Origin of the sequence: Mesotoga sp. H07pep.5.4 (assembly GCF_003664935.1) — a bacterium.
GTDB lineage: Bacteria > Thermotogota > Thermotogae > Petrotogales > Kosmotogaceae > Mesotoga > Mesotoga prima.
On record NZ_JFHM01000007.1, the window covers coordinates 213,253 to 227,166 of the forward strand.

Below are 13,914 nucleotides of genomic sequence, written 5' to 3' on the forward strand. Positions count from 1 at the left end.
TACTATGAAAAGGCTTGGCGTAATTCTTTTAGTATTGCTAATGCTCGCGGTACCAATTTCTGCGCTTGGAAAGACCACCATCACCTGGTGGATCAACCCTTGGAGAATCGCACCTCCAGGCTTCCCGTCCGATAAGGCCCCAACGGAGGAGGACTTCCCGAAGTGGGCCGCTGAGGAGTTCATGAGACTTCATCCAGACGTCGAAGTCAAGTATGTCGTTGTCGGAAACACCGAATACTCTCAGAAAATGGCTGCGGCCATTGCGACTGGGACCCAGCCTGACATCTTCAAGGGCCCCGTTTGGGATACCAGATGGGTCGAAGCGGGACTTCTGGAACCTATCGACGACTACCTTACCGAAGAAGACCTTGCAGACTTCTATGAACTCGCTCTTGATGCGGGTTATGTCGATGGCAAGCATTACATCTGGCCGTGGAATCTCGGAACAAACGGTATGGGAACGAGCATGCTTCTCTACACTCCAGACTTCGAAAAGGCCGGGGTCGATTGGCGGAAGATCGTTGAAGAAGGCTGGACTATGGAGGAGTTTGTGGAGATTGCGAAGAAGCTGACATGGGACTCCGATGGAGATGGAAAGATCGATCACTATGCGATCAGCTTTGGAGCACAGGATACCCACAACCTCATGAATTTCATCTACGCACATGGTGCAAAGCTTATCAACGAAGATGAAAGTAAGGTCATCTTCAACTCACCAGAGGCAGTCGCCGGACTTCAGTTTCTTCTCGATCTGGTCGAAGTTCACGGAGTTGCACCGAGCGGAGTCGAGGCTATGGGCGTCTACGACGTAATTGGAAACTTTCACTCTCACAGAACCAGTATAGGTTTTGGCGGTCCTTACGAAATTGGAAGAATCACACGTTATGTAAAATCCGGTCAGCTTGCCGAAGCCTTCTACCCGGTGATTGCTCCGTTCCCTCATCTCGAAGGACAAAAGGGCGTATCTTATGCATCGGCCAGTGGATTTGTCGTCTTCAAACAGAAGGATGAGGCAAAGAAGGAAGCCGTTATGGAGTTCGCCAGATTCCTGACGAACAAGGAAAACACTGCTCTTTTGGAAAGCCTTATATATCTCACTGCAAGAAAGTCTGTAAATGCCATGCTCTTCCAGAATGATGCTTACTTGAACGAGCAGGCTCAGACATTCGCAAGGATAATGGACGAGACTGGAATGGAGTTCTTTGGATCACAGAGCTTCCCGTGGTCTGAGATATCCAAGTTCTTCACCAGCGCAATGCAGGGGGCTTTCGGAAAGACTAAGACAGCGCAGGAGGCCCTCGATGGCTTTGTAACCGAGGCCAACCGGGCACTCTCTTACTATTGATTCTAATCAAATGAGTTGAAGGGAACAGCCTCTGCCCCAAGGGCCCGGGGCTGTTCCCATTTAATGGGGGTGGTCGATTTGGAGCAGATTCCAGTTAAACCAATAAAACGAAAGACTACGTTGAAAGACGTGTGGAAGGGCAGATCGGGATATCTCTTCATTCTTCCGCATTTTGCCCTCTTTGCAATATTCTTCCTTGTACCGGTTGGTTGGGGGATGTACCTGAGTATGTTTAAGTACAATGTCTTTTCTCAGACATTTGTCTGGTTCGACAACTACAAACGTATTCTGAGCGACTGGCTGTTTCTAAAATCCTTGAAAAACACCTTTATATACACTTTTGGAGTGGTTCCACTGTGGTTAGGAAAGGCCTTGCTTGTCACGGTTCTCATTTACCCGTTTAGAAAGGGCATCCAAACATTTTTCAAAGCGGCCTTTTATCTGCCCCACGTCACTTCTACGGTCATTGTTTCCATGATCTGGCTTTGGGTTTTCAATCCTAACTTCGGACTTCTCAACTATTTTATGTCTTTGCTCGGTCTGGAACCAGTAGTGTGGCTTGGAAGGTCCTTGACGGCAATGCCATCCCTAATAATGATGCAGGTTATCATGGGCGGGGGTTCGACAATAGTGCTCCTCTCTGCAGCCATGGCATCGATACCGGAGTATTATTTCGAAGCTGCAACGCTTGAAGGGGCCAGTTCCTGGGCGATCTTCAGAAAGATTACCCTACCTCTCTTGAAGCCGACTATACTCTACTCTCTCGTAATGGGTACAATAGCGAATTTTCAGACCTTCTCGAACATATACATTATGACGAGTGGCGGACCGGAATTCTCCACCACGACCGTTGCCTATTTGATTTACGAGACCGCCTTTAAGAACTATAATCTCGGCCTTGCTTCTGCAATGTCGATGGTTATGTTTGCGATACTGGTAGTTCTTGGAATAATCCAGTTCAAGTGGCTCGGCTCAAATGTGGAGTATTGAGGTGATTGGCTGTGAAAGCGAAGACTAAGACTAACATAAAAAAGATAATTTCGCTGGTTATTTTGGCGGTGCTTGCATCACTTGCCTTTATTCCCCTTTACTGGATGGTTGCAACGGCTTTTACGCAACCTTCATTGACTATGAAGTTTCCACCTGATATCATCCCTAAGAATCCGACTCTTCAGAATTTCAAGGATCTCTTCGAGAGAAAAGTAATTTTTAGATGGACTCTAAATAGTTTTATTGTTGCCGGAACGGTTACTCTTGCTCAGATTTTCGTCTGTGCAATGGCAGGCTACGCTCTCGCGAAGAAGAAATTCCCTGGAAGCAAGGTGATATTCTCGATATATATTGCATCGATGATGATACCGACCCAGGTAACCCTTGTACCCCTGTACATCCTGATCTCGAAAATGGGAATGGTGGACACTTATCAAGCGCTGATTCTGCCCGCCATTGCCGCGCCCTTTGGAGTCTTCCTTATGAGACAGTTCATGGTATCTGTACCCACAGAGATCATCGAAGCGGCAAGAATTGACGGTGCGAGCGAGTTCAAAACCTTTGCGAAGATCATTGTTCCGATTTCTAAACCGGCTATGGCTGTTCTAGGAATATTCACATTCATGGGACAGTGGAATAGCTTCTTGTGGCCTCTTATAGTTACGAACACCTCCGAGATGCGAACCCTTCAGGCCGGTCTTTCTCTTCTCCAGGAGCAGGTACCGATGCAGTATTCATACCTTATGGCAAGCGCTACATACTCGGCCATACCGATGATCATAGTTTTCCTTGCCTTCCAAAAGTATTTCTTGAAAGGAATAACGGTAGGAGCGATAAAGTGAAGGAGTGGGCTATGGAAAAGTATATTGCGACACCTGAAGGAGTGTTACAAGAAAAGCAAGAGTCTGATTACTGGTGTAGAAGAATGGAAAACCCGGACGCAATTTGGATGTTGAAGGACGAGATAGAATCCTTCAACAGCGCAATAATCCTACGAGCTAGAGACGCCGGGAAATTAGAATTTGCTTGCAGTTTGGAAGACTGTCCATCTTCGGTTCCTTTCGAGGAAGTGAGGAAATCGATTAACGATACGATTCCCGAAACCTTCTTCCAAAGATCTCTTCTCACGTCGGAAGGAGACAAAGTTCCGGCCGAGATTCGAAACGACATCATTGATAATGCAACCGCTATCCTAAATCAGGATATGGCGGTGAGATTTGGTTTGGTAACTCGAAGAACAGATCTCAGAGTTCTTCCTACCGATCTTATTTCATGTGATGAGTACATAGATAACGATATGCTCCAGTTAACGGCCGTGAGTATCGGTACGCCATTTGCGCTCCTTGCACGAAGCAGGGATATGTCATGGATTTTTGTCCAAACTCCCTTTTACAGGGGATGGATCAAGACAAACGATACAGCAGTAGCCAAGAAAAGAGGAGCTGTTCTGTCCTTCATGAAAGCTTCTCCATTTCTACTCGCAACGGGCAACAGGGTGGAGATCGAACCAGATCCCTTTGTTATGAACTCTCTCGGGCTCATCCTGCAGATGGGCGACAGGCTGCCTCTTGAGAAGCCTGCGGAGAACGAAAACCTTCATGCTCAGGGTCCATTCTCCTGTTTTACTGTTTCAGTTCCGTACAGAGATAGGCTCGGTTTGCTCGGCTTCAGGAAAGCACTCGTTAGAATGAGCGAAGACGTCCGAATTGGCGATCTCGATTTAACAGGAAGAGCTATCCTGGATCAGGCCTTCAAAATGCTCGGAGAGAGATATGGCTGGGGTGACCTCTATAACAGGAGGGATTGTTCGAGATTCGTTCGGGACATCTATGCAAGCTTCGGAATCTTTTTACCGCGAGATACCTGGGCGCAGGAACGGTTTGGATCAAGCAACAGGATAATTTTCGAAGGTGATGTTGAACACAGAAGGTCTCAGCTGTCCTCCTTGAAACCAGGTAATCCTTTGTACATGCCTGGACATACTTTAATTTACCTCGGGGAGGAGAATGGACGCTTCTTTGCGATTCATGATGGGGCGGGTTATCGGGATTCGAAAGGTAAGAAGGTTTCCGTGCATGGTGTCTTTGTGGTCGATCTATCGGTACGTACTATGAACAGCGATAAGAGCTATCTGGAGCAGCTTACGACGGCGCTAAGAATCGATTCCGCCTGAATCTCCATAAATTGGCTGAAGAAGTCTACGGAACTCGCTGATCTGGTGATCGGAGATCGATTCTATTCTCTCCGGGATAATTCCCGCTATGCTGTTGATTGATACAGAGATTGATCTCGCAGTATATGACCGATTTTCGGTAACTTCTTCAAAAGAGTCACGGGGAAGCGGCCAGTAGTTCCAGGGATCGGGCAGTACTGCTTCCGGATCAGAGGTCTCAACTTCGAGAACGTAACCGATACGCGGTAGAAGGTACCAGTCGACGACACCTTCAATTCCATTTCTCATGTAAACATGCCTCGACTTCATAACGGCCTTTGAGACCCTCAGTTCCTTTCTCATTTTGATTATCAGTGAAAGATCGACTCTTTTCTCGATCTCTTCCCTGATGAGGCCCGCTCCCGATTTCAAGGTCTGAACCACATAAAAATCTGATTCATCGACAATGATCCTTATCCGACGCCTATCAGGAGGGTTGAGGTACCACTGAACAATCAGCAGATGCCTTGTAGCCTCTTCTATCACCTCTTCCGGAATCTTCGTATTGAAAAGAAACTTCCTTTCGATTTCGAGCAATGCCCTCACACTCCAGAAACAGTGTATATCAATACATTCACATCGGCAAGTTGCGTCTTCTTCGGTCCTGTGTTAGTATGTACCGAATAGTGACAAACGGAGGTTTATGATGGAAGAGAAAAAGGAACTTGAATTTCACGTTTCTGAAGAATGCAACGATCCAAACTGCGATCACGACCACGATCTAGTTAGTGATGTAGACAGATTTACAGTCACGGACGAAGACGGAAGCGAACACCACTTCACTGTAATAGCCGAATTCGAGAACAACGACAATACTTACTGGGTAGTTGAGGAGTTTTTCGAGGAGGACGACGAGGAAGCCGATGAAGAGGAAGATGACGCTTCCGAAGATGAAGAAGAGGAAGGTTATATAGTTTTCAGGGTCGAGTACGACGAGAACGAAAACCCTTACCTTTACTCCGTCGAAGACGAGGAGTTTGAAGAGGTTTCCAAAGCCTGGAACAAACTCGTCGAAGAGATGATAGCAGAGGATGACGAAGAAGAAGAATAGGGGACCTGAGGTCCCCTTTTTGTTATAATCCTCTATGGAGGTGTTGACATGATTCTTGCTCTCGGCGTCTTTCTTCCAGAAGTGAAACCTTTAATGGATAGCATGCTCGTGCTTGAGTCAGGAGAGATACTTGGCAGACACTTTTGCAGAGGAGTTATTGGCAACAATGAAGTCGTTGCCTGTGGTGGTTTCGTTGGAAAGGTCGAGTCTTCGATGCTCACTCAGAGATTGATTGATCGCTTCAATCCGAGATTGGCCGTTCTCTCTTCATGCGCCGCCGGAATCGATGAATCAGTGCAGATAGGCGATGTGGTTGTCGGTACCGAGTTCGAGGAATATGACACAATCTTCCCTCTTAGCGAAGGTAAGATGGTAATGAAAGCGCCCGACACGCTTCTTATGAGGTTCCTCAAGATCTACTTCAAGGCAGGAAAATTCGGGAAAATCCTTTCGGGTGACGGAGTAGTCGCCAATGCCTCGGCGAGAGATGAAATACACTCTTCGTACGGAGGAGTAGCCCTCGATATGGATTCTGCGCCCTTCGCAAAGACCGCTTACGAGAATAAATGTAGTTATCTTGTAATAAAAACAATTCTAGACATGGCAGATGAGAATTCGAAGAGGGATTTCGACATGCATTTCCCGGAACTTGCGGGAAGGTCATCTGAACTACTCGTCGAGATAATGAAGAATCACTATATAGACAGGGAGTGAGAAAGGTGGACTGCATATTTTGCAAGATTGCCAGTGGAGAAATCAAGAGTAGTTTCGTGGGGGAAAATGACTGGTTTGTTGCCTTTGACGACATAAATCCCGTTGCTCCCACTCATGTTCTGGTAGTGCCTCGCAAACATATGAAGAGTCTTGAAGAGCTGGCAAAGTATGACACAGAATGCATGAGAAGCTTTTTTGAGCTCGTAGAACAGATAGTCGAATTGAAGGGCATAAAGACGAGTGGTTACAGGCTAATCGTCAACCAGGGCAGTGATTCCGGACAGGAAGTAGAACATCTTCACTTTCACGTACTCGGAGGAAGAAAGCTGGGAAGACTTGGATGAAGGAAGACTTTCAACACTACTATACAGATCAGACCGAACCGCCGAAAAGCATCCGGTCAGTTTATCTTCGCCTTAGAAACGGCCATTCTTACACATTCAGGAGTCCCGAGGGAGTGTTTGCCTTTGGGAAGGCAGATAGAGCCTCACTCTTGCTAATAGAGAACTGCATTCTTGAAGGTCAGGAGAGTATTCTCGATCTGGGTTGTGGTTACGGCGTAGTAGGCATTACACTCAAACTGGAACACCCAGATCTGAAGCTTTACATGAGCGATGTCAATACCAGAGCCTTGACCTTTTCAAAGATCAATGCGAGAGATCACAATATTCTAGCGGACATTCGCAAAGGCGACCTCTTCTCTCCTTGGGAAGGGACAAGCTTTGATTCCATTCTTTCAAATCCCCCGATAGCTGCCGGTAAGGCAGTATGGCAAAGGATGATAAGTGAGGCTCCTGAGTTTCTAAATGAAGGGGGCTTACTTCAGATAGTGGCGTACCACAACAAGGGTGGTTCAAGACTTGAAGGGATTATGAGAGAGACATTTGGAAACGTTATAACCACGACAAAATCTGGCGGTGTTAGGGTCTATGTCTCCAGAAAGTTCTGATGCCATTCTCCTTCTGGAAAACTTAACTGTAAAAGCGGGCGATGAAGAGATACTCTGTGACCTCAGCCTCGAGGTTGGGCCGGGCGAACGCATAGCTCTGCTAGGCAAGAACGGCTCCGGAAAGACTACTTTGCTAAGAGTTGTAGCCGGTTTGAAAAAACTTGAATCGGGAAGAAGAATGATAAACGGAAGAATTGGAATGGTCTTTCAGAATCCCGACACCGTGCTTTTCGGTACTACTGTTCGGGAAAATCTCTTCTTTCCTCTTCGCTCGCTTTCAATTTCTATGGAAGAGTCGCGTAGAAGGATAGAGCTCTTCGTCAATGAATTTGGCTTCTCAAATATCGTAGATAGGGACATACTGACGCTCTCCGGAGGACAGCGTCAACTGGTTTCGCTTGCGGCCGCTCTCATATCTGAGCCCTCTCTTCTCCTGCTGGATGAACCGTTGTCGATGCTGGACAGGCATGATAGAGACATGATTTTACGGACTCTTGAAAAGGTTATTCCGCAGAGGACGTCGATGCTCTTTGCGACTAACAGGTTTTCCGAAGTCCTGAACTGTGAAAGATTCGTAATTCTGGGAAGAAAGGGAAAACTCTTCGATGGGGGTTATAGAGAGCTCAGGAATTCCTTTACCGTGTTCGAGGAGTCGGGGATGTCGATCCCCTTCGAGATTGCTGTCTCATGCTGACTGTTAGAGAAGTTTCCTTCACCTACAAAGGTCATGGAAAGGGGACTCACGTTTCCGCCTTGAAGAGGGTCACTTTTGATATTACAGATAGTTCCTTTGTCATATTGACGGGAAGGACCGGGTCCGGTAAATCTACCCTCCTTCAGCTTCTTTGCGGATTGATTGAACCCGATGGTGGCGAGATTCACTGCGAAGACGGAGATCTCTTTTCGAAGAGCTCAATGATCTTCCAATACCCCGAGGATTGTTTCTTCAATCCCACGGTAATGGAAGAGTTGGAGTTCGGCCTTAAGACTGCCGGAAAGAACGGTACTGAGAAACTGAAGGCGATTACCGAAGTGATTGGCTTCGACCTTGAGAAATTCAGTTCTAGAACTCCCTTTTCACTTTCCGGGGGCGAGCAGCGGCTTCTTGCCATTGCATCGATGGTCGTGCTTGATAATGCGATTCTTCTCCTCGATGAACCGACATCGGGGCTGGATGATAGAGCCGTTCAAAGAGTAAGAAACCTCCTTTTGTCCGAGTACCGGTTAGGAAAGACAATAGTTGTCTCTACACACTGGCCGGCAGAGTTCCTGGATATGGCGACTCATGTAATGAATCTGAGAGACGGCAGCCTTGAATATTTCGTTACAGTAGAAGACTATGTCGACAGTAATCTTCATAATAGGCAGCTTGAAGAGAAGGAGAAGTATCTGATAGACTACTACAAACGCTTCAAGGCTTTTCCCGAGAATGATGAAGAGCTGATCGAATTCGTCAGGAGAGAAAAGAAATGCTGAATATATCTGTCATTGTAAACACAGTTGCCGTAATCATAGGTTCTATACTTGGATTGCTCGGAGGAAGACTTCTGAAGGACCGTTATAGAAAGGTCTTCTTCAACGTCATTGGAATTCTTACGATGGGTCTAGGAATAGAGATGTTTCTAGACACTAACAGTGTTCTCGTTGTTCTAGGAAGTCTGATCATCGGCGGGGCATTGGGAGAAGCTCTGGATATAGAGGAAAAGATCGGCAGGCTTGCCGGAAACAAGCACGATGACGAGAATTTCGTAAAGGGCTTCATCACGGCATCCGTCCTCTTCGTAGCGGGTCCCATGACTGTAATAGGATCTTTGAAAGCCGGCCTCTCCGGCGAAAATGAACTGATATTCATCAAGTCGTTGATGGACGGAATCTCTTCTATGATGCTATCGGCAGCTCTTGGTAAGGGCGTACTTCTTTCGGCGGCAGCCGTGTATCTCGTGCAGGGAGGTCTAGTCTCTCTTGCGGGAGTACTTTCCTTCCTCCAGGATCCGTTATATCTAGGAGACTTCTCCGGAGTCGGTGGTCTCATGCTTCTAGCACTGGGAATCAGACTACTTGAGATAAAAGAAATCAGGGTCGGCAACTTTCTCCCGGCCCTGATCCTCTCACCTGTTCTAACCTGGGTCTCTCTTCTCTTTACCTGAAGGCCTCTAGCTCAGTAGGAACATCGATTGACGATCTCTCTTTTGAAAGGATAACTCCCTTCTTCAAAACGGGATGAAGCTCATGATATGTTGGCTTCTCGTTAATGTACAGGATCCCCATGGGGATCTTGTCGTCCCATTCAAGCGCCTTTTCGAAGGCCTTGACTTTGTTCGTAGGATCATAGCTGGTGTCCTTTTCATGGACATCGTAGAGCCTGTCTTTGTAGTACTTGAAAGTGTTCACCTTGTTGAATGTAACGCATGGCTGCATTATATCGACGACTGAGAAGCCTTTGTGTTTTATCGCAGCCGAAACAACCTTTCGAAAGTGCTCCTTGTCTCCAATGAAGGTCCTTCCAACGAAGGCAGCATCCATAGCAATAGCCAGCGCAAGGGGATTCAGCGGTTCGTTTATCACTCCCTGCAGCTGAGAACTCGTCTTCTGGCCTTTTCTCGTTGTAGGAGATCCCTGGCCTTTAGTAAGCCCGTAAATCTGATTGTCATGAATCAGAACAGTGACATCGAAGTTTCTTCTAATACCGTGGATAAAATGATTCCCGCCCTCTCCGTACATGTCACCATCACCGGATTCCGCAATAACAGTGAGTTCGGGATTGACAGCCTTTATCGCGAAAGCGACCGGAAGACTTCTACCATGGAGACCGTTGAAAAAGTTGATCTCCAGATAGTGAGGCATCTTAGCCGCCTGTCCGATGCCGGTTACCATAATGAAGTGAGATTTTTCGACTCCCATCTCCTCCAGGGTACTGGCGAGATTCATTCTGAGGGGAAAGTTACCGCATCCAGGACACCATGCAGGTTCAACTTCTCTTAGATAACTCATATCATCCCCTCCTTCTTCAAAGTTTTCTCAATCCAGTTTGCGCTTATAGGACGTCCGTCGTATCGACCTACATGCTCGATCTGCAGACCGGTCACCGATCTGAGTAGAGTCGCAAACTGGCCTGTAAAATTTCCTTCGATCGAGCAGAGTTTTTTGCCTGCCAGTTCTTCCTTTATAGAGGAATCGATAGGAAAGACCTCGGAGTAATGTACGTATCCGATATCCTTTCTGGACATGGCGAACTCGTCTATTGCGCCCCAGCTGTCTCCCCAGCCAACTAGAATCAGAGGAGCATCCAGGTTGAACTTCGCGGGTGCGGACAACTCGCCGAGCAATCCCTCCATCTTTTTCATCCTCTTATCGACCATTTTCCTTCTGATCTCTAGATCTTCAGTTATGTATCCCGCCTCATCGTGTTCGTCGGAATCGACTCTTACAGTTGCCTTCCCTCCGGGTATCGCTCTTGGGGAAACGCCGTTCTCCGTAATTTCGTATCTGCGGTACTCCTCATTTCCTTCTGTGATAAATCTCTGGAGGAACTCCTCTTTGTGAATGGGAGCCTCTATTGTGGCCGAGGAATCTACTAGCGATTCAGTAAGAAGAATAATCGAAGGAATCTGATATTTATCGGCAATATAGAAAGCCTTTTCCGTAAGCTCGAATGCCTCTTTAGGTGTCCGCGGCGAGACCACATATTTTGGAAACTCTCCATGACCTGCATTTACTACAAAAAGAAGATCTTCCTGCGCCGTTCTCGTGGGAAGGCCGGTCGCCGGTGCGGGACGCTGAGCGTCTACCACGACCAGGGGAGTCTCGGTCATTGCGGCGAGAGATACACCCTCCTGCATCAATGCGAAACCTCCTCCAGATGTTGTTACAAGAGAACGTACACCTGCAAAAGCTCCTCCTATAACCATATTCACTGCGGCGATCTCGTCTTCTGCCTGTTCAACTACTATTCCATGTTTTTCGGAGTTAGACGCAAGGAAGGTCATAACACCGGTTCCGGGGGTCATCGGATAGGCTGCCAGAAATTTACATCCCGCGGCGATTGCGCCGAGGCCGGTTCCCTCTGTTCCATTCATTAGGTAGTAATTATGTTCCTGTGCATCGAGCCGGGGAATCTCGATTGGCAATGAAAGATCGTAACCTCTCTTCAGCGCTTCGAGATTGGCTTTGATTATCTCTTCTTTTCCAGAAAAGGTCTCTTCTATAAGTTTCGAGGGTATCTCCCTCTTGACATTGAAAAGACCGAGAATCCCACCCAGGGCTACGACGTTCTGGGCTCTCGGCTCTCCCGCTTCTTTGGCTATCGACTTGAAAGGAAATCCCATTGCTTTGACTTCGAAATCAAAGTCCTTAGAATTCACGTGGTCGGAATCGGAATCGTATATCAATGTCGTCCCATCGTGAAAGTACTGAAGCTGTGAGATAGTAGTACTTTTACTTAGAGAGACGATAAGATCGAACTCTTGTCTCATCGAATACAGAGGAGAGTCAGAAATTCGAATTCGGTACACATACTCGCCGCCTCTGATCCTTGAATGATAACTCTTGTCGGTGAAGATACAATACCCATTTCTGAAGAGACTTAGCGCAAGCATATCCCCAATAGTATTCAGGCCTTGACCGGCTTCACCGGAAAGGGCTATTACATAATCTCCCACATTAACACCTCCGTCGAGGTAAAGAAAGGCGGGAGTGATTCTCCCGCCTCATTTCAGTCGATTGGTTCGAAATCGTCTTTACTAGCTCCACATAGGGGACAAACCCAATCCTCTGGGACATCCTCAAAGGTGGTCCCGGGATCTACACCGTTGTCAGGGTCTCCAACTTCCGGATCATAAATATAGCCACATATAGTGCATCTGTACTTCATCTTGCCGCCCCTCCTTAATCAGAACTCAACTCTCTTACTGCTCTCCCAGAGACCGTGAATGTTGCAGTAAGAGGTAGCGATCAACGAACCTGACTTCTCCAGTTTCACATTGAATACTGCCGTGGGCTGTGTTGTAACTGGAGTGAACTCGATGTGGCCAAGATGAGTCAAGAACTGGCCATCATCGTACATTACGTACAGATCAAACCACTTGATGTGATGCTCGATAGTATTTGGGTGTGAAATCTCCTTACCAACCGTTATCTGTACATTAAATGCCTCTCCAGGCTTGACCAAATCGGGAATCTCAATTACCGGCACATGTTTCTCGCTTTTCCAGTCAGCACTCTTCACATACTCGCCAATTGCCATTAAATCCCCTCCTTTATCTAAAGCTGAACACAAAAAGAACAATCACTGCAGAGCTGCTCTGAACAACACGTACAGAAATTACAGTAATTATACCATATCGCTAATAATTGAAGTCTTTCGTAATCTTTCCAAAACCTCTAGGAGTAATGTTTATCCTTACCTCAAAAATGCCTGCGAAATTTGACTTCTTCTATAGATTTCCCATTACCTCTGATAGAATAGGTTTAGAGAACGCTGGAGGGGTTTGTTTGGCGAGACATGACATAGTCAAAGCATATATCGATGAAGCCTCTGCTGAAGCAGTATTGTTCACGAGAAATTCCAATATACAGTGGTTCTTCGAAGGTGAGGTAGACCCAAGAGTTGACATCTCCACTGAACTCGCTGCTTTCTGGCTTTTGGTGACAAACTCAATGGTAATTGCTCTGTGCCCAAGATATGATATAGATAGAATCAGAGACGAAGTCCTTCCCAAAGACGTGGAGATTATGGGCTTTGATGGATTTTCTAATTCCGTAGAATCTGTTGGGAGTATCTGCAGTAAGTTCTCGAAAGTTGCCGTCGATAGTGATCTCTTCTTCTCCTCTTCGAACTATGTTCCAATTGGCAGGAGCTTCTATGAGAAAACCCAACTTCTTAGTGAAAGAGAGATCCTGCGCCTGCGAGTCACAGGGAAACTTACTGAAAACATCATCTGCGAATTTGCTCCTGAACTCCAGCCGGGAATGACCGAACTGGAAGTCGAGAAAGTCCTTAGAGCGATATTTATCGAGTCGGGACTTGAAGTACCGACTCTTTGCATAGCATCGGACGAAAGAATCTCCAAATCGCCTTATCCAGTCTCCACTGCAAAGAAGATCAGTAGATATCTCATGCTGAGAGCAACGATCAGGAAGCAGGGGCTTTCAGTTTCTTTGAGCAGATATTTCCACTTCGGAGCAGTCCCACAAGAGCTTGAACAAGGACACGAGAGGGCTTCTGGAATTGCGGCAAAAGGAGCTGTAGCGATAATGAGAGCAAGAACTATGGGTGAGGTCTTTGAGGAGATAAAAAACGCTTATGCTTCTCTCAATGCTGCCGATGAGGTAGCGTATTACAGTCCGGGAGGCACAAACGGTTACACAAAGAACACCTTTCTTTTCGCTCCCGATTCACAGATCACGATGAAACATCCCGCCACTTATGTACTGAACCCACTTATTGGGGGCCTTTTAAGCGAAGATACCGTTTTGCTCAATTCAGACGGAACGGCGGAATTTCTAACGCTTGGAGAAGACTTCCCGAAAGTAAAAGTCAGACTCGAAAGCTTCAGGGTCCACAGACCATGGATCATGATCATATAGCACGCCCCATGAAAAACGTTCCTAGTCCTTCAAAAGCAAGACCGTGAGAAAAGAACGGTTATTCGTTC

The 13,914-nt window shown here is 46.8% G+C and carries 17 protein-coding genes; 12 read left to right on the plus strand and 5 right to left on the minus strand.

Going from position 1 to position 13,914, the window contains the following annotated elements:
- Window positions 1-4: 4 nt before the first annotated feature.
- The 4 genes from Y696_RS05505 (at window position 5) to Y696_RS05520 (ending at window position 4,508) form a co-directional block, all read left to right on the plus strand.
- Window positions 5-1,345, plus strand: coding sequence for a sugar ABC transporter substrate-binding protein (locus Y696_RS05505; protein WP_121509868.1), 1,341 nt, complete (start codon window positions 5-7; stop codon window positions 1,343-1,345).
- 69 nt (window positions 1,346-1,414) lie between these two features.
- Window positions 1,415-2,335 carry a carbohydrate ABC transporter permease gene (locus tag Y696_RS05510; protein WP_257212012.1) on the plus strand — a complete coding sequence of 307 codons (921 nt, stop codon included), beginning with the start codon at window positions 1,415-1,417 and terminating at the stop codon, window positions 2,333-2,335.
- 11 nt (window positions 2,336-2,346) lie between these two features.
- Window positions 2,347-3,177, plus strand: coding sequence for a carbohydrate ABC transporter permease (locus tag Y696_RS05515; protein WP_183084178.1), 831 nt, complete (start codon window positions 2,347-2,349; stop codon window positions 3,175-3,177).
- 11 nt (window positions 3,178-3,188) lie between these two features.
- Window positions 3,189-4,508, plus strand: a complete 1,320-nt coding sequence (locus Y696_RS05520) for an SH3 domain-containing protein (protein WP_121509870.1) — start codon at window positions 3,189-3,191, stop codon at window positions 4,506-4,508.
- On the opposite strand, the gene Y696_RS05525 is transcribed toward Y696_RS05520, so the two are convergent.
- Window positions 4,488-5,084, minus strand: a complete 597-nt coding sequence (locus Y696_RS05525; protein WP_121509871.1) for a hypothetical protein — start codon at window positions 5,082-5,084, stop codon at window positions 4,488-4,490. The genes Y696_RS05520 and Y696_RS05525 overlap by 21 nt on opposite strands.
- A gap of 109 nt (window positions 5,085-5,193) precedes the next feature.
- On the opposite strand from Y696_RS05525, the gene Y696_RS05530 reads away from it, so the two are divergent.
- From Y696_RS05530 to Y696_RS05560, 7 genes are read left to right on the plus strand one after another with little or no spacing between them, the layout of a single operon-like run.
- On the plus strand, window positions 5,194-5,598 hold the full coding sequence (locus Y696_RS05530; RefSeq protein ID WP_014730771.1) for a DUF1292 domain-containing protein: 405 nt from the start codon (window positions 5,194-5,196) through the stop codon (window positions 5,596-5,598).
- A gap of 48 nt (window positions 5,599-5,646) precedes the next feature.
- The gene (locus tag Y696_RS05535; RefSeq protein WP_121509872.1) at window positions 5,647-6,312 is read left to right on the plus strand and encodes a 5'-methylthioadenosine/S-adenosylhomocysteine nucleosidase; all 666 of its coding nucleotides are present in this window, start codon (window positions 5,647-5,649) and stop codon (window positions 6,310-6,312) included.
- A 5-nt stretch (window positions 6,313-6,317) separates the two neighbouring features.
- Entirely contained in the window at window positions 6,318-6,656 is a 339-nt protein-coding gene (locus Y696_RS05540; RefSeq protein ID WP_121509873.1) for a histidine triad nucleotide-binding protein, read from the plus strand.
- Window positions 6,653-7,261, plus strand: coding sequence for a class I SAM-dependent methyltransferase (locus Y696_RS05545; protein WP_121509874.1), 609 nt, complete (start codon window positions 6,653-6,655; stop codon window positions 7,259-7,261). The genes Y696_RS05540 and Y696_RS05545 overlap by 4 nt, the downstream gene beginning before the upstream one ends.
- The gene (locus Y696_RS05550; RefSeq protein WP_121509875.1) at window positions 7,242-7,955 is read left to right on the plus strand and encodes an ABC transporter ATP-binding protein; all 714 of its coding nucleotides are present in this window, start codon (window positions 7,242-7,244) and stop codon (window positions 7,953-7,955) included. Before Y696_RS05545 ends, Y696_RS05550 begins: the two co-directional genes overlap by 20 nt.
- Window positions 7,949-8,737 carry an energy-coupling factor ABC transporter ATP-binding protein gene (locus tag Y696_RS05555; protein WP_121509876.1) on the plus strand — a complete coding sequence of 263 codons (789 nt, stop codon included), beginning with the start codon at window positions 7,949-7,951 and terminating at the stop codon, window positions 8,735-8,737. The genes Y696_RS05550 and Y696_RS05555 overlap by 7 nt, the downstream gene beginning before the upstream one ends.
- On the plus strand, window positions 8,731-9,408 hold the full coding sequence (locus Y696_RS05560; RefSeq protein WP_099772253.1) for a DUF554 domain-containing protein: 678 nt from the start codon (window positions 8,731-8,733) through the stop codon (window positions 9,406-9,408). Before Y696_RS05555 ends, Y696_RS05560 begins: the two co-directional genes overlap by 7 nt.
- Here Y696_RS05560 and Y696_RS05565 read toward each other — a convergent pair.
- The 4 genes from Y696_RS05565 to Y696_RS05580 are packed head-to-tail and all read right to left on the minus strand — an operon-like array spanning window position 9,401 to window position 12,503.
- Window positions 9,401-10,252 carry a thiamine pyrophosphate-dependent enzyme gene (locus Y696_RS05565; RefSeq protein WP_121509877.1) on the minus strand — a complete coding sequence of 284 codons (852 nt, stop codon included), beginning with the start codon at window positions 10,250-10,252 and terminating at the stop codon, window positions 9,401-9,403. The genes Y696_RS05560 and Y696_RS05565 overlap by 8 nt on opposite strands.
- Complete coding sequence (locus Y696_RS05570; RefSeq protein ID WP_121509878.1) at window positions 10,249-11,919, minus strand: 2-oxoacid:acceptor oxidoreductase subunit alpha; 1,671 nt, start codon at window positions 11,917-11,919, stop codon at window positions 10,249-10,251. Before Y696_RS05570 ends, Y696_RS05565 begins: the two co-directional genes overlap by 4 nt.
- 53 nt (window positions 11,920-11,972) lie before the next feature.
- Window positions 11,973-12,131: a rubredoxin gene (gene rd / locus Y696_RS05575; RefSeq protein WP_006492825.1), complete on the minus strand. Its 159-nt coding sequence runs from the start codon at window positions 12,129-12,131 to the stop codon at window positions 11,973-11,975.
- Window positions 12,132-12,149: 18 nt separating this feature from the next.
- Complete coding sequence (locus tag Y696_RS05580) at window positions 12,150-12,503, minus strand: class II SORL domain-containing protein (protein ID WP_121509879.1); 354 nt, start codon at window positions 12,501-12,503, stop codon at window positions 12,150-12,152.
- Between the two features lie 248 nt (window positions 12,504-12,751).
- Here Y696_RS05580 and Y696_RS05585 point away from each other — a divergent pair, with 248 nt between their 5' ends.
- Window positions 12,752-13,846, plus strand: a complete 1,095-nt coding sequence (locus Y696_RS05585) for a M24 family metallopeptidase (protein ID WP_099772257.1) — start codon at window positions 12,752-12,754, stop codon at window positions 13,844-13,846.
- The last annotated feature ends 68 nt before the right edge of the window (window positions 13,847-13,914 follow it).

Bases quoted from the DNA above. Each gene is read 5' to 3' on its own strand.
- Y696_RS05560 (WP_099772253.1), top strand. From the start codon at position 8,731: ATGCTGAATATATCTGTCATTGTAAACACAGTTGCCGTAATCATAGGT.
- Y696_RS05545 (WP_121509874.1), top strand. From the start codon at position 6,653: ATGAAGGAAGACTTTCAACACTACTATACAGATCAGACCGAACCGCCG.
- rd (WP_006492825.1), bottom strand. From the start codon at position 12,131: ATGAAGTACAGATGCACTATATGTGGCTATATTTATGATCCGGAAGTT.
- Y696_RS05565 (WP_121509877.1), bottom strand. From the start codon at position 10,252: ATGAGTTATCTAAGAGAAGTTGAACCTGCATGGTGTCCTGGATGCGGT.
- Y696_RS05580 (WP_121509879.1), bottom strand. From the start codon at position 12,503: ATGGCAATTGGCGAGTATGTGAAGAGTGCTGACTGGAAAAGCGAGAAA.
- Y696_RS05530 (WP_014730771.1), top strand. From the start codon at position 5,194: ATGGAAGAGAAAAAGGAACTTGAATTTCACGTTTCTGAAGAATGCAAC.
- Y696_RS05505 (WP_121509868.1), top strand. From the start codon at position 5: ATGAAAAGGCTTGGCGTAATTCTTTTAGTATTGCTAATGCTCGCGGTA.
- Y696_RS05550 (WP_121509875.1), top strand. From the start codon at position 7,242: ATGTCTCCAGAAAGTTCTGATGCCATTCTCCTTCTGGAAAACTTAACT.
- Y696_RS05535 (WP_121509872.1), top strand. From the start codon at position 5,647: ATGATTCTTGCTCTCGGCGTCTTTCTTCCAGAAGTGAAACCTTTAATG.
- Y696_RS05555 (WP_121509876.1), top strand. From the start codon at position 7,949: ATGCTGACTGTTAGAGAAGTTTCCTTCACCTACAAAGGTCATGGAAAG.
- Y696_RS05520 (WP_121509870.1), top strand. From the start codon at position 3,189: ATGGAAAAGTATATTGCGACACCTGAAGGAGTGTTACAAGAAAAGCAA.